This is a genomic window from Cupriavidus pauculus (assembly GCF_008693385.1).
In the GTDB taxonomy this organism is placed as follows: domain Bacteria; phylum Pseudomonadota; class Gammaproteobacteria; order Burkholderiales; family Burkholderiaceae; genus Cupriavidus; species Cupriavidus pauculus_D.
Genome location: NZ_CP044065.1, coordinates 1,478,361 through 1,497,786, shown reverse-complemented (window position 1 = coordinate 1,497,786; position 19,426 = coordinate 1,478,361). Strand labels below are relative to the sequence as shown.

Annotated in this window: 19 protein-coding genes and 1 pseudogene; 9 read left to right on the top strand and 11 right to left on the bottom strand. The window is 65.4% G+C overall.

All coding sequences use genetic code 11. The features are described from left to right. Positions 1-46: 46 nt before the first annotated feature. Complete coding sequence (locus FOB72_RS06840) at positions 47-1,423, top strand: MFS transporter (RefSeq protein ID WP_150371837.1); 1,377 nt, start codon at positions 47-49, stop codon at positions 1,421-1,423. Here the strand turns inward: FOB72_RS06840 and FOB72_RS06835 are convergent, their stop codons facing one another. The 4 genes from FOB72_RS06835 to FOB72_RS06820 form a co-directional block, all read right to left on the bottom strand. Further along, positions 1,424-3,790: a TonB-dependent siderophore receptor gene (locus FOB72_RS06835; protein WP_150373776.1), complete on the bottom strand. Its 2,367-nt coding sequence runs from the start codon at positions 3,788-3,790 to the stop codon at positions 1,424-1,426. 190 nt (positions 3,791-3,980) lie between these two features. Then, positions 3,981-5,003, bottom strand: a complete 1,023-nt coding sequence (locus FOB72_RS06830) for a DUF4880 domain-containing protein (RefSeq protein WP_150371836.1) — start codon at positions 5,001-5,003, stop codon at positions 3,981-3,983. A gap of 21 nt (positions 5,004-5,024) precedes the next feature. Continuing rightward, positions 5,025-5,513: a sigma-70 family RNA polymerase sigma factor gene (locus FOB72_RS06825; protein WP_150371835.1), complete on the bottom strand. Its 489-nt coding sequence runs from the start codon at positions 5,511-5,513 to the stop codon at positions 5,025-5,027. 92 nt (positions 5,514-5,605) lie between these two features. Next, complete coding sequence (locus FOB72_RS06820) at positions 5,606-6,262, bottom strand: IclR family transcriptional regulator (protein ID WP_150371834.1); 657 nt, start codon at positions 6,260-6,262, stop codon at positions 5,606-5,608. A gap of 337 nt (positions 6,263-6,599) precedes the next feature. Between FOB72_RS06820 and FOB72_RS06815 the strand changes: the two genes are divergently transcribed. From FOB72_RS06815 to FOB72_RS06790, 6 genes are all read left to right on the top strand, one after another. Continuing rightward, positions 6,600-7,679, top strand: coding sequence for a catalase family protein (locus FOB72_RS06815; RefSeq protein WP_150371833.1), 1,080 nt, complete (start codon positions 6,600-6,602; stop codon positions 7,677-7,679). A 23-nt stretch (positions 7,680-7,702) separates the two neighbouring features. Continuing rightward, positions 7,703-8,623 (top strand): alpha/beta fold hydrolase, encoded by a 921-nt coding sequence (locus FOB72_RS06810; RefSeq protein WP_150371832.1) that lies wholly within the window; start codon positions 7,703-7,705, stop codon positions 8,621-8,623. A gap of 222 nt (positions 8,624-8,845) precedes the next feature. Then, entirely contained in the window at positions 8,846-10,651 is a 1,806-nt protein-coding gene (locus FOB72_RS06805; RefSeq protein ID WP_150371831.1) for a thiamine pyrophosphate-requiring protein, read from the top strand. 18 nt (positions 10,652-10,669) lie between these two features. After that, the gene (locus tag FOB72_RS06800; RefSeq protein WP_150371830.1) at positions 10,670-11,242 is read left to right on the top strand and encodes a diguanylate cyclase; all 573 of its coding nucleotides are present in this window, start codon (positions 10,670-10,672) and stop codon (positions 11,240-11,242) included. 32 nt (positions 11,243-11,274) lie between these two features. Further along, on the top strand, positions 11,275-11,859 hold the full coding sequence (locus FOB72_RS06795; RefSeq protein WP_150371829.1) for a TetR/AcrR family transcriptional regulator: 585 nt from the start codon (positions 11,275-11,277) through the stop codon (positions 11,857-11,859). A gap of 89 nt (positions 11,860-11,948) precedes the next feature. Further along, positions 11,949-12,692: an SDR family oxidoreductase gene (locus FOB72_RS06790; protein ID WP_150371828.1), complete on the top strand. Its 744-nt coding sequence runs from the start codon at positions 11,949-11,951 to the stop codon at positions 12,690-12,692. On the opposite strand, the gene FOB72_RS06785 is transcribed toward FOB72_RS06790, so the two are convergent. Further along, complete coding sequence (locus FOB72_RS06785; protein ID WP_150371827.1) at positions 12,693-13,652, bottom strand: phosphoribosyltransferase; 960 nt, start codon at positions 13,650-13,652, stop codon at positions 12,693-12,695. It lies immediately after the preceding gene. A 152-nt stretch (positions 13,653-13,804) separates the two neighbouring features. After that, a complete protein-coding gene (locus FOB72_RS06780) occupies positions 13,805-14,698 on the bottom strand; it encodes a LysR family transcriptional regulator (RefSeq protein ID WP_150371826.1) in 894 nt (297 codons plus the stop codon). 128 nt (positions 14,699-14,826) lie between these two features. Here FOB72_RS06780 and FOB72_RS06775 point away from each other — a divergent pair, with 128 nt between their 5' ends. Beyond that, positions 14,827-15,225, top strand: coding sequence for a tautomerase family protein (locus tag FOB72_RS06775; RefSeq protein WP_150371825.1), 399 nt, complete (start codon positions 14,827-14,829; stop codon positions 15,223-15,225). 47 nt (positions 15,226-15,272) lie between these two features. Here FOB72_RS06775 and FOB72_RS06770 read toward each other — a convergent pair whose 3' ends face one another. After that, positions 15,273-15,668, bottom strand: coding sequence for a tautomerase family protein (locus FOB72_RS06770; protein WP_150371824.1), 396 nt, complete (start codon positions 15,666-15,668; stop codon positions 15,273-15,275). A gap of 119 nt (positions 15,669-15,787) precedes the next feature. Further along, the gene (locus tag FOB72_RS06765) at positions 15,788-16,618 is read right to left on the bottom strand and encodes an SDR family NAD(P)-dependent oxidoreductase (RefSeq protein WP_150371823.1); all 831 of its coding nucleotides are present in this window, start codon (positions 16,616-16,618) and stop codon (positions 15,788-15,790) included. Between the two features lie 167 nt (positions 16,619-16,785). Between FOB72_RS06765 and FOB72_RS06760 the strand changes: the two are divergent. Continuing rightward, positions 16,786-17,726, top strand: a pseudogene (locus FOB72_RS06760) (GlxA family transcriptional regulator). Between the two features lie 4 nt (positions 17,727-17,730). Here the strand turns inward: FOB72_RS06760 and FOB72_RS06755 are convergent. From FOB72_RS06755 to FOB72_RS06745, 3 genes are all read right to left on the bottom strand, one after another. Further along, complete coding sequence (locus FOB72_RS06755) at positions 17,731-18,027, bottom strand: antibiotic biosynthesis monooxygenase family protein (protein ID WP_150371822.1); 297 nt, start codon at positions 18,025-18,027, stop codon at positions 17,731-17,733. Next, entirely contained in the window at positions 18,017-18,994 is a 978-nt protein-coding gene (locus tag FOB72_RS06750; RefSeq protein ID WP_150371821.1) for a zinc-dependent alcohol dehydrogenase family protein, read from the bottom strand. Before FOB72_RS06750 ends, FOB72_RS06755 begins: the two co-directional genes overlap by 11 nt. A gap of 74 nt (positions 18,995-19,068) precedes the next feature. Continuing rightward, a complete protein-coding gene (locus FOB72_RS06745) occupies positions 19,069-19,371 on the bottom strand; it encodes an ArsR/SmtB family transcription factor (protein ID WP_150371820.1) in 303 nt (100 codons plus the stop codon). Positions 19,372-19,426: the final 55 nt, after the last annotated feature.

Here is a 19,426-nt window from a genome sequence, read left to right as displayed (position 1 = left end):
ACAATATTGGACGTAGATATTACTCCGGCGGGATGATCGACGCATCATGACGCCACAAGACCCCCCGATTCCCGCCCGCGCACGACGTATCGCCATGGCCGCGCTGATGTGCGCATCGATCCTGGCCTCGCTGGATACGACCGTCGCCAATACCGCGCTTCCGCAGATCGCCGAAAGCCTCCGCGCCAGCGATGCCACGATCATCTGGGTCGCCAACGCCTACCAGATCGCGATGATCGCGATGCTGCTGCCGTTTGCCTCGCTGGGCGAGCGCGTCGGGTACAAGACCGTGTTTGCGGGCGGTGTCGCGCTGTTCGCCATCGCGTCCGCCATTTGCGGTGGCGCACCGGCGTTGTGGGTGCTGATACTCGGGCGCGCGTTGCAAGGCGTGGGTGCCGCAGCCATGTCGAGCGTGGCGGCGGCGGTGGTCCGGCACATCTATCCGCCGCATATGCTGGGCCGGGGGCTGGGCGCGCATGCGCTGGTCGTCGCCATCGGCTTTACGCTTGGGCCTGTGGTCGCATCGGCGGTGCTGTCCGTCGCCAGCTGGCACTGGCTGTTCCTGATCAACGTGCCGCTCGCGATCCCGACCATTGCGCTGGCGTGGCGCTATCTGCCAGGCGGCGTGCAGGCTGGGCACCGTTTCGAAGCGGCGCCGGCCATGCTCTGCACGGCGTTCCTGGGGCTGCTGACGCTCGGGCTTTGCCTCGTGGAGAATGGCGGCGCGCCGGTCCTCGCATGGCTGTTCGTTGCGGCGGCAGGTGTGCTGCTGCTTTCGCTGCTACGCCTGCAACGCGGGCATCCCGCGCCGATTCTGGCCGTGGATCTGCTGGCGATGCGGTCGATCGGCTTCTCGTCGCTGACGTCGGTCTGCGCCTTCGCCACGCAATCGCTCGCGCTGGTGTCGCTGCCGTTCTTCCTGCAGGGCACGCTCGGCATCACCGTGGTTCGCACGGGGTTCGTCCTCGCCGCATGGCCGCTCGTCGTGGCGATCATGGCGGCGCTCGTCGCGCCGCTGAGCGACGGCGGGCGCTTCTCGCCGGGGGTACTCTGCAGCGCGGGCCTCGCCGTACTCGCGGCCGGCATGTGGTCGCTGGCGCTGGTGCCCGTTCACGCGTCGGAAGCGGATATCGCGCTGCGGCTGGCCATCTGCGGCATGGGGTTCGGGCTGTTTCAGGCGCCCAATATGCGCGCGATCATGGGCAATGCGCCGCCGGGCCGCAGCGGCGGCGCGAGCGGTATCGTGGCCATCTCGCGGTTGATGGGACAAACCATCGGCGCCGCGCTCGTGGCGCAGTGCTTTCACACATGGGCGGCGGGCGGCCCGGTCATGGCACTGTGGATCGGCGGGGGCACCGCGCTGCTGGGCTGCGGTTTCAGTGCCATGCGGCTGCAGCGCCGGCAGCAGGTGTCGCGGGCCTGATCAGTACGCGAGCCGCGCCTGCACGTAGAACATCCGCGGCGCGCCGACCATCCGGCCGCCATTGGTATCGACGTTACGCGTGTGGTAGCGGTGATCGAACAGGTTGTTCACGCCAAACGCGAGGTCGCTGTTCTTGCGGCCCGGAATCTTGTAGCTCACCTGCGCGTTCCACACACTGAACCCCGGCACGCGGCCATTGAGCGCGTCCGCCGATTCCTGCACGGTGTTGGCGGTGTCCGAGTACTGGCTGCTCTGCACCGTGGCAAACACGTTGAGTGTCCAGCTCTGGCGCGTATAGCGTCCCCCCCACGTCGCCGTCTGCCGCGAGTAGAAGGGCACGTCGTTGCCATCGAACTCCCCGGACTTCTGGATCGCGCGCACATACGTGTAGTTGGCGTAGAGATTCAGGCCCGCCAGAAAGCCCGACCGGTCGAAGTCGTAGTCGACGGCGAACTCCACGCCATTGTGGTTCGTCGCGCCGAGGTTGCGGAACACGGCCGGATTCGTGCCGGGAATCGACAGAATCTGGTTGTCGAAGCGCAGATCGAACAGCGTCAGTTCGGAATGCAGCTGATCGCCGTTGTAGCGGCCCCCGATCTCGACGGTCTTGGCCACTTCGGGCTTCAGCGGATTCGTCGCGGACATCGAGTTCAGCTGCGTGTACTGGACCGCGCCAAACGACGTGCTGTACGAGGTATAGAGCGTGAACTTGTCGCTGACGAGGTACGAGACGTTCAGCGAGGGCAGCGCGCGGCTGTTGCCGACGTGGAACGGCGTGTCGTCGGTGGTGCCGCTCGGCTGCCGGTCGCTGTTGATCTTCTCGTAGCGGATACCGGGCGTGATGCGCCAGCGGTCATACGCGATGCGGTCATCGAGGTAGATGGAGTGCGCGTTCGTGCCGTTGTCGAAGATCTGCGAGACGCCGATCTGATTGCCCGTGGTCAGCGACGTGGCATAGCGCGTGTCGGTACCCGACTCGTGGATATACCGATAGCCGATCGTCACGTCGTGCGTGGTCGGGCCCCATTGCAGGCGCTGCGTATAGCGCGGCTCCACGCCCACCACCTGATTGTCGCGCGGCTGAAAATCGTTGCGGCCCTGCGCCGGATTGATCAGCGAACTCTTGCGCGAACTCTCGTAATAGTAGCTGCGGATCTCGAACTCCTGCGTGTCCGAGATTGAATTCACATAGCCGATATCGACCTGATTGCGGTCGCCGCGCCACGAGTCCGTCGGATGCGTGTTCTGGAACGGGTTCTGCCGATACTGGGCCACGGTCAGGCCGCCCGGCGTCATCGACTTGACGTCGTAGTGCGAGAACTTGCCGTAGACCTCGGACGTCGGGCTGATCTCATAGCGCCACTTCACGGCGAGGTCGTTGTAGTTGTCGTGGCTGCCATCGCGCCATTGCTGGCCATCGAGACCCGAATACAGCACCGCGACGCCCAGGCCGTAGTCCGTCTGCGTGCCGGCAAACGCGCTGTACTGCCGGTTCGTGCCGCCATGGCCATAGGCGTTGTAGCGCAGCGAACCGTCCGCGGTCAGGCCCGGTGTGGTCGGCACCGCGCGCGTCTTGAAGTTGATGATGCCGCCGACGTTCTGCGGGCCGTAGCGCACCGCGCCGCCGCCGCGCACCACGTCGATGGAATCCAGATTGCCCGAACTGACGGGCGACATCACGAGGTTAGGCTGGCCATATGGCGCCATGGCCAGCGGAATGCCGTCGATCAGCATCGTCGAGCGGAACGAATTGCGCGGATTCAGGCCGCGAATGCCCACGTGCAGGCCCACCGAGGCGCCGGTGGCGCTCGTGCTGCCGCTGATCTGGACGCCCGGAATGCGCCGCAGGACGTCGCCGATATTCGTGGCGCCGCTGTTCTGGATCTCGTCCCGCTTGACCAGCGTCCGCGCGCCGCCGAAGGTCTGGACGCTGTTCTCCAGCCCGGTGCCGAGCCAGTCGCCGCTGACGGTGATCGCTTCGAGCGTGGGCGCGTTCTGCAGCGGATCGTTGTCGATGTCGACCTGCGCGCGCGTGGCTGCCGCTGACGGTGCGGATGAGGGGCTTCCCTGAATCACAAACCCTTCGCGCGCCTGCGGCACCGCGCGCAGGCGCGTACCCGCCAGCAACGCGGTCAGGCCTTCCGTCGCCGTGTACCGGCCCTGCAGCCCCCCGGTCGTCAGGCCGGCCGTATCTTCGGGGCGAAACGCGACCGTGACGCCGGTGTCGCGGGCGAAGGCGGAGAGGGCGGAGGCGAGGGGGCCGGCGGGAATCCGGTAGTCGCGCGCTTCCTGTACCGCGGCTTGCGCGTGGGCACGCGGCGCGTGCGTGGCGGCGCCGGCGGTGATGCAGGCCGCGATGGCGGTCAGGGCAAAACGGCGGGCAGTGTTGCGACCGGCAGTGTTGCGACAGGCGGTTTTGCGCCCGGCAGTGTTCTCGATGACTTCAAATTCCGACGGCACCACTTCGTTTCCTCTTCATGTCCTTCGTCAATGCCCCATATGCCGAACGACGACAGCAAAAGGGGACACGGCGTCGAACAAAAAAGGAAAAAAATCCTCAGGAAGCAGCTGTCACGGTCACCCAGTAACCGGTCCGCCGGACCACGCGCACCGGCAGTGTCTGCCCGATGATGTCGAGGATATGGTCGGTGTCCCCGAGCATGAAGACGCCAGACACCTTGATCCCGGCCACTTCCGGATCGCAGCGCACGATGCCGCTGCGATAGCGCGACAGTTCGGCGACGAACGCGTCCAGCCGCATGTCGTCCGCCTGCAGCATGCCCCGCGTCCAGCCGGGCGCGTCGGCAGACACCGGCGCCGTCGGGCCGGCATCGGGGCTTGTCCGTTCCACCGACTCGAACGCGCGGTCGGAGAAGCGGGCCGTCTCGCCCGCCCCGACGATCCGGCGTTCGCCCGTGGCCTTGAGCGAGATCTCGACACGATGCTCGAGGACGGTCAGCGCGGTCACCGGTTGGCCGCCGGTCGCCAGTGCCCTGACCGTAAAGCGCGTCCCCAGCGCCCGCAGGCGCCCTTGCCGCGTATCGACGAGGAACGGGCGTGCGGGGCTGCGGAAGTCCGGAGCCGTCTCGATATAGATCTCGCCCTGCCGCAAATGCAGGACCCGAGCGTCGTCGGCGTAGTGCACGGCGAGGTGGGTCGCGGTGTTCAGCTGGACGACGCTGCGATCGGCAAGCGCGATGCGCCGATGCTCGCCCACGGCGGCGTGATAGACGTCGCCTGCTTCGTCTGCCCACAGGCGGGCGCCAAGCCAGCCGGCCGGTGCCAGCACGCCGAGCACGGCCAGCGTTTTCAGGACCGCGCGGCGGTTGGATGCGCGGTGGGTGGCATCGCGACGCGTCAGCACGGGCACGCCCAGCGCGGGCGACACCGCGCCGAACTTGGCGCTGAGCCGCTCGGCGCGCTCCCAGGCCCGTTCGTGATCGGGCCCGGTCCGGCGCCAGCGCTCGAACGCTTCGAGCTCCGCGGGGCCTGCCTCGCCGGAATGCAGCCGCACGAGCCAGTTCGCCGCTTCGCGAATGATGGCGGGATCCAGCGCGGGAGAGGAATCGGAGGGGGACACGGCAGGTCGGTACCGCGGCAATCAGTGGAGGAGCGTCAGGCAGAGCTCGAAGCCCTGCGCCATGTACCGCTTGACGGTCCGGTCGCTGAGCCGGGTGCGCTCGGCAATCTGCACGTAGGTCAGGCCTTCCAGCTGCGACAGCACGAAGACTTCGCGTGCCTGCGGCGCGAGCGTGGCAAGCATGGCGTCCAGCTGCTGCAACTCCTGCTGCATCGACACGAGATTCTCGGGGGAGATGGCGACTTCGACGGGCAAGGCCGCAAGGGCCTCCAGCCACGCCTGTTCGAGCGAACGCCGCCGCCAGTGGTCGTTGAGCAGCCCACGCGCCACGGTCGTCAGGAACGCGCGCGGCTCCTTGATCCCGGGCACGTCGTCGGGCTTGCGCAGCAGGCGCAGAAAGGTGTCCTGGGCCAGGTCGAGCGCCTCTTCGCTGCAATCGAGCCGACGACGCAACCACTGGCAGAGCCAGTCATGGTTGTCCTCGTACAGAACGCGAATGGTGGTCGACATGGCCGTGAACCCGGGGCGGTGCTGAGCGACGGATGATATCGAGAATTGTTCTTATTTGCAAACATGACTGGTGACACGACGGCTTACGTCGATTACCCCAGCGCGCCCCAATGGTTGGTGACGCGCATCAACGACGCGTGGGGGCCGATTTCGCCGAGCTCCGTCGAGAGTTGCTCCGCGGCTTCGCGCACCGGCGTCGTCAGGTCCCGCAACCGTGCCATGCGCAGCCGCGTATCGGGCCCCGAGATACCGATGGCGGCGATGACGGCGCCGGTGCCGTCGAAGATGGGGGCCGCCAGGCCGTTCACGCCAGGGCGCCATTCCCCGCGGTTGATCGCATAGCCCGCGCGGCGCACGCGCTGCATTTCCTGCTGGAATCCGTCGGGGTCGGTAATCGTGCGCGGCGTGGCGGCGGTGAGGTCATGCGCGATCTCGGCGAACCACTGCGGATTGCGAAACGCCAGCATGGCCTTGCCCGTCGCCACGCAATGCGCCTGCGCGCGCCCGCCGATCTGGCTATACGCGCGAATCGGGTTCGGGCATTCCACCTTGTGGACGTACACGACCTCGCGTCCGTCCAGTACGGAGAGGTGCACCGACTCGCCCGTGGATTGCATCAGCGCTTCCATCAGCGCGTCGGCATGCCGCCGCAGGTCGAAGCTCCAGAGAGCCGCCGATCCCAGTTCCCACAGCTTGATGGACACGGTGTAGCTGGCCGGCGGCACCCGCACGACATAACGCTCGTCCACCAGCGCCTGCAGCAGCCGGTGCGCGAGCGAGCGCGCGTCGCAGGGTTATCGTCATTGTCGTCTCCTTGTCATGGACCGCCAGACAGCGATCGCCAGACCGTCATTGCGGCCTGAAACGATTCTGGGCGACGCGCGCGGATTCGCATGGATGTTCCGCGAACTGGAACGGGGGAGGGGAAGGCGCCAGTGGCCAGGTCGAGCAAAACGTACCGGCAAATCCCGATCGGCCGATGTAAATGCTGCGTGCGCGCGGGGCGGCCATCGCCGCGGCAGGTAACGCGCGCCGCTGGAATGAAGATTGCGTTCCCGTGACGATCCGATTCCGCCTGGAGCCTCCATGTCCGCCCCGTTTCCCATCCGCCCGCTTCCCTTCGACCCCAGCTTCGAACAGGTGCCGGAGGACGAGGCTACGACGGTGATCAAGCTGATGGAGGTGCTGCACGAGATCCAGCAGACGACCGCGCGTGACTACGGGTACGCCGTGCGCAGCGTGCATGCGAAATGCCATGGCGTGCTCGATGGCGAGATCGAGATCCTCGAGGGCCTGCCGCCCGAACTCGCGCACGGCCTGTTTGCAAAGCCCGGCCTGTATCCGGTGGTCATGCGGCTCTCCACGAATCCCGGCGATATTCTCGACGACAGCGTCTCGACCCCGCGCGGACTGGCCATCAAGGTCAGCGATGTGTCCGGTGAGCGGTTGCCGGGCAGCGAGGGCAGGGCGACGCAGAACTTCGTCATGGTGAATGCACCGGCTTTTTCCGCCGCGACCCCGGCGAAGCTGCTCGCGAACCTGAGTCTGCTGGCCAAGACGACGGACCGCGCACCGCGCGCGAAAAAGGCGCTCTCGGCAATGCTGCGCGGCGTCGAGCATGCGATCGAAGCGGTCGGCGGCGAAAGCGCGACGCTGAAAAGCCTGGGCGGCCATCCGCCCACGCATATCCTCGGCGAAACGTTCTATACCTGCGTGCCGGTGCTGTACGGCCCGTATTACGCAAAGCTCAGCCTGACACCGGTGTCTCCGGAGATTGCGGCGCTGGCCGATGCGCGCATCGCGTTGCGCGATCATCCCGACGCCTTGCGCGAGGCCGTTCACGCATTCTTCGCGCGGCAGGGCGCGGAATGGGAAGTCCGCGTGCAGCTGGCCACCAGCGCGGAGGCGATGCCCATCGAGGATGCGTCGGTCGAGTGGGATGAGGACACCAGTCCCTACCTGACCGTGGCACGCATTCGCGCGCAGCCGCAGGATACGTGGGCCGAGTCGCGCGTCACGGCGATCGACGACTGCATGTCGTTCAATCCGTGGCATGGCCTGGCCGCGCACCGCCCGCTCGGCGGTATCATGCGCGTGCGCAAGCACGTGTACGAGGCCTCCGCCGACTTCCGTGAGCGCTTCAACCAGTGCCCGATGCATGGCTGAGGGCCGCGCGAGCAGGAGGCGTCATGCTCAGACATATCCAAACCGATCTGCTGGATATCGCTTATGACGAACAGGGCGATGCGGGCGGATGGCCGGTCGTCTTGCTACATGGGTTCCCGTACGACATCCACACGTACGACGATGTGGTGCCGCGCCTCACGCGTCAGGGCGCGAGAGTCATCCGGCCATACCTGCGCGGATACGGCCCCACGCGCTTCCTCTCGGCGGACACCCCACGTTCCGGCCAACAGGCGGCGCTGGGCGCCGACCTGCTTGCGCTGCTCGATGGATTGCGGATCGATCGGGCCTGTCTGGGCGGATACGACTGGGGCGGCCGCGCGGCGTGCATCGTGGCGGCGCTCTATCCGTCGCGCGTGCAGGGGCTGGTTTCGGTCAACGGCTACAACATCCAGCATCTGGCCACCGCCATGCAGCCGCTGAAGCCGGAGCAGGAGTACCGGCTCTGGTATCAGTACTACCTCCACGGCGAACGGGGCCGTGCCGGACTCGGCGAGAACCGGCGCGAGTTCTGCCGTCTGCTCTGGTCCCTGTGGTCGCCCACGTGGCATTTCGCGGAAGACACCTTCGCGCGCTCGGCCGCGTCGTTCAACAATCCCGATTTCGTCGACGTCGTCGTGCATTCCTACCGTCACCGCTTCGGCCTCGTGGAAGGCGACCCGCGCTACGACGACATCGAGCGCCGCCTCGCGGCCAGCCCATCGATCACGGTACCCGCGATCACGATGGACGGTGGCGCCGACGGCGTCATGCCACCCGCGGGCAATCAGGCCAACGATCAGGCCAACAATCAGGCCAACCTGAGCCGCTTCACGGGGCGCCATCAGCGCCGCCTGGTCGAGAACGCGGGTCACAACCTGCCGCAGGAGGCGCCGGAAGCGTTTGCCGATGCGGTGCTCGAGGTGCACGGCTGGGCCGCCACATAGGCCCCGCCCCACGCACGCGTCTACACGACGCGGCGGAAGCGCAGGCCGGACATGGCATGCATTTCGCACCGATGTTCGGCATCCGGTTGGTGAGCCGCCGCGACGCTTCCCCTGCCGGGCCGCCGGCGGCGGAGACGGGCAATCTTTACCCCCTGCGTGTAAAGAGCGCCCGCGCACGCTACCAATCTCCGCATCGCTGACGGCTTTTCTGAGGGGTTCCACATGGCCACCGTGGCAGATTTCATTCTCGAGCGGCTGCGTGCCTGGGGCATCGGACGCATCTATGGCTATCCCGGCGATGGGATCAACGGCATGCTCGGCGCGCTCGACCGGGCGCGGAAAGACGGGCCGAGGCTGATTCAGGTGCGTCACGAGGAAAGCGCGGCCATGATGGCTTGCGCGCACGCCAAATTTTCCGGGGAGGTCGGCGTCTGCATGGCCACGTCGGGGCCCGGCGCGATCCACCTGCTCAATGGACTCTACGACGCCAAGGCCGATCACCAGCCCGTGGTTTGCCTGATCGGGCAACAGCGCCTTGCCGCGCTGGGCGGCGATTATCAGCAGGAAGTCGACCTGCTGTCGCTGTTCAAGGATGTCGCGCACGAATATGTGCAGATGGCCGTGACGCCGGGGCAGGTCCGGCATCTCGTCGATCGGGCGCTACGTATTGCACTCGACCAGCGTACCGTCACCTGTGTGATCCTGCCGAACGATGTGCAGGAGATGGACGCCGTACCCACGCCGCCGGCAGAGCATGGCACCGTGCATAGCGGCGTCGGCTACGTCAAGCCGCGCGTGGTGCCCGATGCCGAGACGCTCGCGCGCGCCGCGGCCGTGCTCAACGGCGGCAAGAAGGTCGCGATGCTCGTCGGGGCGGGCGCGCTCGGCGCCACCGACGAAGTGATCGCCGTGGCGGAGCGGCTTGGCGCGGGCGTCGCCAAGGCGCTGCTCGGCAAGGCGGTCTTGCCCGATGACCTGCCTTATGTCACGGGCAGTATCGGCCTGCTCGGGACACGTGCCAGCTGGCAGCTGATGAGCGAGTGCGATACGTTGCTGATGGTCGGCTCTTCGTTCCCGTACTCGGAATTCCTGCCTCAGGAGGGCCAGGCGCGCGGCGTGCAGATCGACCTCGATGGCCGCAAGCTGAGCATGCGGTATCCGATGGAAGTGCCGATGGTCGGCGATGCAAAAGAGACGCTCGCCGCGCTGTTGCCGCTGCTGGACATCCGTACCGACTTCGCCTGGCGCGAGGAAGTCGAAGCCAATACCGAGCGTTGGTGGCGCGTGCTGGAGAAGCGCGCGCTCGACGATGCGGTACCGATCAACCCGCAACGGGTGTTCTGGGAACTGTCGTCGCGTCTGCCCGCGAATGCCATCCTCTGCGCGGATTCGGGCACGGCCGCCACCTGGTATGCGCGCGATATCCGCATGCAGCGAGGGATGAAGGGTTCGTTGTCCGGTGGCCTCGCGACCATGGCACCGGCGTTGCCTTACGCGATTGCCGCGAAGTTCTGCTTCCCCGATCGTCCGGCGCTCGCGCTGGAAGGGGACGGCGCCATGCAGATGAACGGCATCAACGAACTCATCACGGTCGCGGCCTACTGGCGCGAGTGGTCCGACCCGAGGCTGATCGTGCTCGTGCTCAACAACGGCGATCTGAACATGGTCACGTGGGAGGAGCGCTCCCTCGCCGGCGACCGGCGCTTCGACACGTCGCAAACGGTGCCGCCGTTCGATTACGCGGCCTACGCGCGAATGCTGGGGCTCGAAGGCATCCGCGTGGAAACGCCGGATGCGCTGGGCCCCGTGTGGGAGCATGCGCTGGCGGCCAAACGGCCCGTCGTGCTCGACGTGCTCACCGATCCGGCTGTGCCGCCGGTTCCGCCGCATATGCCGGCGGAGGCGGTCCGCAACTATCTGAAGGCGATGGTCAGCCGAGACTCGCAGAGCCGGGCCGTGCTGCGCGCCACGGCCCGCGAGATGTGGGCGGAAGTCGTGCCGGCCGCGCGTGCCAGAGACGACGGATAACGCAGCGAAGGAGCACCCATGGTCGACGCCGTCCGCACGATCCTGATGTACGGACTCGTGCCGTTGTGGATACTGGCCGGCCTCGGTGACTGGTGGTGCCATCGGCGGACCGCGATCGAACGCAATGCCGGGCTGCGCGAGTCGGCCATGCATAGCGCAATGATGATCGAGGTCGGCATTCCGGTGCTGATGGCGCTCTTTCTGGAAATCAACGCCATGGTCTTCGCCGCGATGCTCGCCGGCGCAGCCGTTCACGCCGTCACGGCCTGGATCGATGTGGCCTACGCCACGAATCACCGCACCATCCGGCCGATCGAGCAGCACATGCACAGCCTGCTCGAAGTCCTGCCGCTGGCCGCGGTGGCGCTGATTGCCAGCGTGCATTGGGAGCAGTTCCTCGCACTGTTCGGAGCCGGACCCGCAACGCCCGATTACTCGCTCGCATTGAAAGCGGTACCTTTACCCGCCGCGGAGATCGCCGGTTTGCTTGTCGCCATCCTGGTGCTGGTCGTCGCGCCTTACGCGGAGGAGCTTGTCCGCTGCGCCCGATATGCCCGGCTCGCCCGAGACCCGCGAGTTCAACGTTCTTGACTAATCAGTCTACAACGTATAGTCTTGCCTCCATGGTGAGACCAAGAGAATTCGATCGCGATGCCGCGCTGACCAGCGCCATGACCCTGTTCCGGCAGAAAGGCTTTGCCGCGACGTCCACGGACGAGCTGCTCAAGGCCATGGGTATCGGCCGGCAGAGCATGTACAACGCGTTCGGCGACAAGTGGAAGCTGTATCTGGAGGTCTTGCAGACCTACCAGCAGAACATGCTGGGCGCGCATCTCACGCGCCTGAACGGTCCGGCGTCGCCGCTCGATGGCATTCGGGAACTGCTGCGGGGACTGGCACCCGCGGACGATGCGCTGCGCGGGCTCGGCTGCCTGGGCGTCAGCGCGGTGGGCGAGTTCGGCACGAGCGAGGCGGTGCTGCGCCAGCTGGCGCAGAAGATTTCCCAGACGCTCGGCGCGCATATCGCGGAACGGATTCGAGAGGGGCAACGCAGCGGCGAGATCGATCCAGACGTCGATCCCGTCGAAGGCGCGGCCTTCGTGCAGACGACGATGACCGGCTTTCAGGTCGCGGCGCGCGCGGGGGCCAGCGTTGGGGATCTCCACAAGCTTGCCGACTTCGTGGTCGGCCGGCTGGCGGCGGCATAAAACGCATCGGCACGCATCGGCACGCACCCCGCGATGTGGCCGTTTTTTTTGGTTTATTTTGGACTGAATAGTCAATAAAGGAGCAAACAATGCAACAGACAACTTCCGCGGCACGCAAGGCCGCTCTCGTGTTCGGCGGCTCGCGCGGCATCGGTGCGGCGACTGTCGCCCGCCTCGCGAAGGATGGATACGTGGTGGCGTTCACCTACATGTCGAGCGCGGACAAGGCGCAGGCCCTGGTGGATCGCGTTTCCGCGGACGGTGGCGAAGCGTTTGCCATCCGCGCCGACAGTGCCGACCCGACCGAGATTCGCGATGCGGTCGCGAAAGCGGTGGCGCAGGTCGGCACACTGAGCGTCGTGGTGGTCAATGCCGGACTGCTCCGCGTCGGTGCGATCGATGCGGTCAAGCTGGAAGAGCTCGACCAGATGCTCGACGTGAACGTGCGCGGGGTATTCCTCTCGATTCAGGCAACGGTGCCGCACCTCGCCGATGGCGCGCGCGTCATTACCATCGGCAGCAATGTCGCGATTCACACCCGTGGTTTCGCCGGCTCCAGCGTCTACCAGATGACCAAGACCGCCGTGGCCGGCATGGTCAAAGGTATTGCGCTCGACCTCGCGCCGCGTGGGATCACCGTCAACAATGTCCAGCCGGGCCCGACGGATACCGATATGAATGCCGGTGCCATCGACGCCCTGAAGGGCATCAGCCCGATGAAGCGCGTCGGCCAGCCCTCGGAAATCGCGGGACTGGTGTCGTATCTGGCGGGCGACGACGCGCGCTATGTCACAGGTACGAGCGTGACCATCGATGGGGGCTGGACGCTGTAATCAAGCAGGGACGGCCGTGGCGTTCCATCCGACGGTATTGATCAGCATGCCGCTTCGGTTTGCGGCGTCCCACCAGACCACGCGCAAAAGAGGTTCCTCTTTTGCAATCAGCAGCGCCTGCACCGGATCGCTTTCGATAAAGTGCGTCACGCCGCAGCGGCGCGCGGCGGCGGCCTTGTACGCGGCGGTGCTGGCGGGGCTGTCGTCCTGATCGCGGGGTCGCATGACGAGGTCCAGATGGTCGAAACCGTGCCGGCGCAGCCATGCTTCGGTGCGGTCCCGGTCGATGTCGGGACGCCCCGTGATCACGGCCCGCACGTTCTTCAGGCGGCGGGTGGGCAGCACCTCGAAGGGAAGCAGGGCGTCGCGCTCGCGCAATGCCGAAGCGAGGTCGTCGTAGCGCGATAGCGGCACGTCGGGGAGCAGAATGCCGTCGAGGTCGATGGCATAGGCCGCGTATTCGTGGTCTTCCGCCATCCTGTCCGCCGCGCCTGATGCCATGCGTTCCCAGTCCGCGCGATATCCCGCGGTATAAGCCTGTCGCTCCCACGGGAAGATCGTAAAGTAGCCCCGTGCGTCGTTGGCATAGTCCGGCCGGAGGCGGCTGATGTCATCGAACGCGCCCGTCAATGTCCTGACGACAAGACCGTGCCTCTCGAGAAACGCCTTGCTGTCGGCCAGCGTAAAGCCCCGGCCGGCGATATCCTCGCAGAGCAGGACCTTCGAGCCCGGCGGTGGCATCGGTGTGGCCGACTGCCACGAGACCTTGCGTGCCTGACGCTCATAGCCGACGAACGCCACCGGCACGCCAATGGCGTGCGACACCATCAGCGCCAGCGGCGCACCGCCGCGAAGAATGCCGATGCTTGCTGTAAACGATTCCGCAAGCAATGCGGGTTGTAACGACTCGATCCATTGATCGAGCTGGTCGTAAGTCAACGTCAGAAGCGGCTTGTCCATTGTCCCGAGAAAGCGGCGATACGCTCCGATTCGGCCGGAGCGGAACAACGGTAAGCGATTTCGCGGCCCATGTGGCCAGAGCAGGGCGGCGGGATACGTTGCGATACGAACCCGGCGTGCGAATGCCATCCGGATCGTGCCAAGTTTGCAATCTAGGCCGGCTGCACGGGATCGACGAGCGCTTGATGAAGGACGCCGAGCGCTTTCGCGAGATTGCCGAGCGTTCTCGCATGCGCCAGCCACAGGTCGAAAACGAGCGAGATGTCGATGGCATCCACGACGGACAGCGCCGGCAAATGGCTGCTGGCCGAGAGCAGGCTGCGCGGTGCCAGTCCCAGGCCCATGCCGGCCGCGACCAGATGCAGCTGTGTCTCGGTCCCATGGACGTCGACGCCAAGGCGCAGCTGTTTGCCCACGCCCTCCATCGCGCCTTGCAGCAATGCACGATAGCCACACCCCTGCGGATTCAGGATCCACTCGTGGTCGGCGAGCTCGGCGATGCGCGCGGGGCTGGTCACGAGCGGCGTGGCCTTGCTCTGCACGATCAATACGTCGAACCTCGCGATGTGCTCGGCCTCCATGCCGTCTAACGGCATGGTCCCGATCGGCAGCATCAGTATCGCGGCATCGAGATCGCCGGCGGCGATTGCCTGCTGCAGCGTTGCGCTCCATTCGGTGCGGCACCGCAGTTCGAGCCGGGGGAAGCTCGTCTTCAGGCGCCTTGCGATCTCGAACAATGCAACGTCCGCAATGACCTGCGGCAGGCCGATTCGGAACGTGCCGCTGGGCTCCTCGTCATCTTTGGTAATGCGCATCAGGCGGTCGAGGTCCCGCAGGATCGCGGCGCCGGACTGATAGACGCGCTGCCCCACGGCGGTGACGCTCGGTGGCCGGCTCGACCGGTCGAGCAGCGTCGTCCCCAGCAAGTCTTCCAGCTGCTGGACGCGGCGCGAGACGGCGGACTGCGTGAGGTAGAGCTTCTCCGCCGCCCTGGTGAGCGAGGTGTGATCGACGACGGCGATAAAGGCCTTCAGTTCTTCAAGCATATGGCATCGATTTTAGTCATGCGCCATCAGCATACTAAAGATGAAAAACATTCGCTTGAGGAATCGTATGGCCCGGCCTACTGTTTCACCTCCACCTGTACGGTGACTTTCATCATCCCGGAGCCATCATGCCTCTCGCCCGCATCAACATCGCCAAAACCGCATCCGCCGACACCGTGCGCGCCATCGGCAACGTGATCTACGACGCCATGACGTCCGTCGCCAACGTTCCCGCCCACGACAAGTTTCAGATCGTGACGCGCCATGCCGAGGATGAACTGATCTACCCGCAGGAAGGCTATCTCGGTGTCAGCTACACGCCGAATATCGTGTTTATCCAGATCACGTGGAATGCGGGCCGGAGCACCGACGTAAAAAAGGCCTTCTACAAGGCCGTGGCCGAGGGCATCGCCGCGAAGACGGGCATGCGTATCGACGACGTCTGGATCAACCTCATCGACGTTGCCCGCGAGGACTGGTCGTTCGGCAGGGGCGAGATGCAATACGCGCCCAAGGATGGCCAATAAAGGGGAACACCGTATATCGGCGTCGGTGAGCGCGCGCGGGGTAAGGCTCACGCCTCGCCAGGCTGCCAGTCGGGGCTATAGCCGCCCAGCGTCGGGTGGTACATCTCGTCCCCGGAATGCTGGGTGAATTCGACATTGAGTCGGTCCTCACGCAGGCCCAGAATCTCGATGCAGTGCGCACAGAGTGCCTTGGCGACTTCCATACGAAGTTCGGGCGGACGGCCTTTCCGGATGTCGAGCATCATGAGCGCGACGGGCGTCGGCTCCTGCCCGACTTCGGGAATGCGCCATACGCCCCCTTCGCCAAGCTCGCGAATGGCCACCGAGATGCGGCGGATATCCACCGACATCATGGCCGCATAGGTCTCGCTCATGCGTGCCGCGAGTCGTTTTTTCTGTTCGGTCGAGTAATGGTCGTTGACGTCCAGCTGCAGGTAGGGCATGTCTCCTCCGATGATTCGAATCCATGGCGATAAGGCGTCAAGCTGCCCCATGACGTTGCCATGGAAGCTTGCCACCGTATCGACTTCCGCGCCAGCTTGCGCCAGCGCGTTGGCCGGGTTCAGGCTTTGGCTGCCGCAACGGCGTAGCGGGGCGCGGGCCTGGCGTTGGCGAACTTCGGCGCCAGCGCACGGCGATAGGCTTCCCACGACGTCCAGTCCGCGTCGTCCTGCAGCGTCGGGATGGTCACGAGTTCGCCCAGATCGAGGCCGCTCAGCGCCGCATCCACGAGGTCGTCGGCGGTCATCGTGCTGGCAGCCTCTTTCTGTTTCGCGTAGCCGGCGACATCCCAGAATTCGGTAGCCGTGGCTGCCGGCAGTACGGTCTGGATGCGCACGCCCTTGTCGGCGAGATCGCGCTGCAGCGTGTGGCCAAAGCTCAGGACGTAGGACTTGGAAGCGCTGTAGACGCCGTTGAGCATTTCCACGGCAATGCCGACCACCGAGCTGATATTGACGATCGTGCCGGCGCCCTTTGCCGCGAAGACCGGCGCGATGGCATAGGTCAGGCGGGTGAGGGCGGTGATGTTCAGGCCGATCATCGCTTCCATATCGTCCACGTCGTTGGCGAGCACGGAGGCGACGGAGCCGACGCCGGCGTTGTTCACGAGCATGGTGATGTTCGGATCCTGACGCAGGACGGCCTCGATGCTGGCCAGATCTTCCTTGCGGTTGAGATCGGCCGCGATGGTGCTGACCGAGCGTCCGGTCTCGGTGGTGAGTCGATTGGCCAGCGCGCTGAGGCGGGCGGCGTTGCGGGCGACGAGGATGAGGTCGTAGCCGCGTTTGGCCAGGCGGTCGGCGTACACGGCGCCGATGCCGGCGGATGCCCCCGTGATCAGGGCGGTGCCTTTGGAGGAGGGGGTGTCCGGGGTGATGGCGGTCGAAGTCATGGTCATTGTCTCGATAAGGGATAACCGATTTGGGTCACCCGGCGGCGTGCCGGGCCTGGAACCCATTCTGGTATCCCGGCGCGATATCCTCAATGACGTAGATGCAATGATTTAGGTCATGGCCTCTGCTATATTCCGTGAACCCTTTCATTGCGTTCGGAGTGGCCATGCATACCGTCGGACTCGTCGTGTTCCCGAATTTTCAGGTCATGGGACTGGCTGTGGGCAGCGTGTTCGAATACGCCAATCGCATGCGCGGAGAGGTGGCCTATCAGTTCCGGCTCGTGTCGGAAGACGGTGGTCCGGTAATGACGTCCCAGGGTTTCTCGGTCAACACCGATCGGGTCCGGGACGCCACGTACGACACGCTGATCGTGGCGGGCGACAACGATTGCCGGCTGCCGGCGGAGAGCCTGCTCGACTACATCCGGACCGCGCCGAGCCGGCGCGTCGCCTCCATCTGCACGGGGGCGTTCGTGCTGGCGGCGGCGGGCCTGCTCGACGGCAAACGCGCGACCACGCACTGGCTGCATGCGCAGGCGTTCCGGAAGCAATACCCCTCGTGCAGGTCGATGAAGACCGCATCTTCGTGGTCGATGGCGACATCTGGACTTCGGCGGGCATGACCGCGGGCGTGGATCTCGCGCTTGCCATCGTCGAGAAAGACTTTGGCGTGGAGGCGGCGCGCATGGTCGCGCGCAAGCTCGTGGTGTATCAGCGGCGCGGTGGCGGCCAATCGCAATGTTCTGCGCTGCTGGAACTCGATGCCAAGTCCGATCGCGTGCAGATGGCGGTGACCTACGCGAAGGAGAATCTGGGCGCCGACCTCTCGGTGGAATCGCTGGCGGAGGTGGCACGGCTGAGCCCGCGGCAGTTCAGCCGCGTCTTTCGCGAAGAGACCGGCCAGTCGCCGGCCAAGGCCATCGAACGCCTCCGCGTCGAGGCCGCGCGGCTGATGATGGAGACGACGCGGCACCCGATCGAAGTCATCGCGCGCGAGACGGGATTCGGCGATCGCGAACGCATGCGACAGGCGTTTCTGCGTGCGTTCGGCCAATCGCCGCAGGCCATTCAGCGCACGTCTGCCGGCGGCACGCTGGTGCTGTAGTCATCTACGTTTTCCAGTCCCCCTCAACGTGATAAACCTTCGGTTCTTCCGAGAAATATGGCTCCAGTTCCATCATGAACCGCCGATGATCGTCGCTCGATTCGAATCCCGGCGAATGATCGGCGAGCGATTGCCATTGCACGATCAGGTTGAATAGGAGGGGACTTTCGACCCCTTGCGCGAGCATGTGACCGCGGTATCCTTTTGCGCGCTCGAGCAGTGGGGCGACCCTGGCAAATGCGTCTCTGAACGTGTCGACGCGGTCGTGGCGCAGGGGGAGCAGGGCGATCTCATAGATCATGACGTCCCTCCGACACGGTAATCGCGATCTTTCCCCTGATGCCGTTATTGGGCGTCTCCAGCCGCGCATGCGCGAGCGGAATCTCGGCCAGCGAATAGACGGCGCCAACGTGGGGCCGCAACAGGCCGCGATCGACCAATGCACTCAGCTCGTCGAGCTTGCCGCGGTTTTGTCGCGTGAAGACAAAGTGGTAGCTCGCGTTCTTGCCCCAGGCCTGCACGACGTTCTGCGGCTGGGCAATGTCCACGATCGACACGACGCGGCCGAGCTGCGCAAGGGCGTCGGGGCTGCGTGACAGCGTGTCGCCGCCGATGGTGTCGAACACGACATCGACGCCGCGGCCTTCCGATTCCCGCATGACGGCGTCCACATAGTCTTCTTTCGTGTAGTCGATGAGCACGTCGGCACCCAGCGTTCGGGCGAACTCGAAGTTCGCCTCGCGCACGGTCGTAAAGACTCTGGCGCCCATCGCTTTGGCGACCTGGATCGCCACATGCCCGACACCGCCCGCGCCGCCGTGAATCAGGATGCTTTCGCCGACGCGCAGGCCCGCGCGCACGACCAGTGCTTCCCACACGGTTCCGCCGACCAGGGACAGGCTCGCCGCCTCGAGATGACTCAGCGAGCGAGGCTTTCTGCCGACGATGCCTTCGGCGGCCACGTGATACTCGGCATAGCTGCCGGGTCCATCAAAGATCTGCGGGGTGTACCAGACCTCGTCGCCCGGCGCGAAGGCGGTAACACCGGGGCCAACGGCCTCGATCACGCCGGACACGTCATGGCCGGTGATGGCCGGCAGCGGCACCAGATCGGGATAGTCGCCACGACGGACCTGATAGTCCAGCGGGTTGATGGACGTCGCATGGACCCGGACGAGAACCTGGCCAGCGTGCGGGACGGGCTTCGGGACGTCGCGAAGCTCGAACGACGCCGGGCCGCCAAATGATGTGAGTACGAGGGCTTTCATAGCATTCCTTTGTTTCGAAAAAACGAGATATCGAGAAATATCGATATGAACCGTCAAAAAAACAGGGCAACCCCTCAGAGGTCAGCCCCGATATGCTCGGCCAGCGCACGGATGGCGGCTTCGTCCCGCTTGTAATAGGTCCACTGACCGATGCGCCGGACTTCCACCAGACCCGCACGTTGCAGCGTCGCGAGGTAGTCGGACACCGTCGATTGCGACAGTCCGACGCCTTCCTGGATGCTGCTGACACACACGCCGACCGTGTGGACGTCACCTTCGTCCTGGGGAGGGAAATGCTTCTCGGGATCCTTCAAACCTTTGAGGATCTCGAGACGCGTGCGATTCGAGAGGGCTTTGAATACTTCGAGCAAGTCCATGGCCGGGAGTATATCGGAATATTCCGATATGCGAAGCGGATCGTCGGTGCCTATC

Bases quoted from the DNA above. Each gene is read 5' to 3' on its own strand.
- FOB72_RS06745 (WP_150371820.1), bottom strand. From the start codon at position 19,371: ATGGACTTGCTCGAAGTATTCAAAGCCCTCTCGAATCGCACGCGTCTC.
- FOB72_RS06795 (WP_150371829.1), top strand. From the start codon at position 11,275: ATGGTGAGACCAAGAGAATTCGATCGCGATGCCGCGCTGACCAGCGCC.
- FOB72_RS06765 (WP_150371823.1), bottom strand. From the start codon at position 16,618: ATGACTTCGACCGCCATCACCCCGGACACCCCCTCCTCCAAAGGCACC.
- FOB72_RS06755 (WP_150371822.1), bottom strand. From the start codon at position 18,027: ATGATCTATGAGATCGCCCTGCTCCCCCTGCGCCACGACCGCGTCGAC.
- FOB72_RS06770 (WP_150371824.1), bottom strand. From the start codon at position 15,668: ATGCCCTACCTGCAGCTGGACGTCAACGACCATTACTCGACCGAACAG.
- FOB72_RS06750 (WP_150371821.1), bottom strand. From the start codon at position 18,994: ATGAAAGCCCTCGTACTCACATCATTTGGCGGCCCGGCGTCGTTCGAG.
- FOB72_RS06805 (WP_150371831.1), top strand. From the start codon at position 8,846: ATGGCCACCGTGGCAGATTTCATTCTCGAGCGGCTGCGTGCCTGGGGC.
- FOB72_RS06775 (WP_150371825.1), top strand. From the start codon at position 14,827: ATGCCTCTCGCCCGCATCAACATCGCCAAAACCGCATCCGCCGACACC.
- FOB72_RS06815 (WP_150371833.1), top strand. From the start codon at position 6,600: ATGTCCGCCCCGTTTCCCATCCGCCCGCTTCCCTTCGACCCCAGCTTC.
- FOB72_RS06840 (WP_150371837.1), top strand. From the start codon at position 47: ATGACGCCACAAGACCCCCCGATTCCCGCCCGCGCACGACGTATCGCC.
- FOB72_RS06790 (WP_150371828.1), top strand. From the start codon at position 11,949: ATGCAACAGACAACTTCCGCGGCACGCAAGGCCGCTCTCGTGTTCGGC.
- FOB72_RS06785 (WP_150371827.1), bottom strand. From the start codon at position 13,652: ATGGACAAGCCGCTTCTGACGTTGACTTACGACCAGCTCGATCAATGG.
- FOB72_RS06780 (WP_150371826.1), bottom strand. From the start codon at position 14,698: ATGCTTGAAGAACTGAAGGCCTTTATCGCCGTCGTCGATCACACCTCG.
- FOB72_RS06825 (WP_150371835.1), bottom strand. From the start codon at position 5,513: ATGTCGACCACCATTCGCGTTCTGTACGAGGACAACCATGACTGGCTC.
- FOB72_RS06800 (WP_150371830.1), top strand. From the start codon at position 10,670: ATGGTCGACGCCGTCCGCACGATCCTGATGTACGGACTCGTGCCGTTG.
- FOB72_RS06810 (WP_150371832.1), top strand. From the start codon at position 7,703: ATGCTCAGACATATCCAAACCGATCTGCTGGATATCGCTTATGACGAA.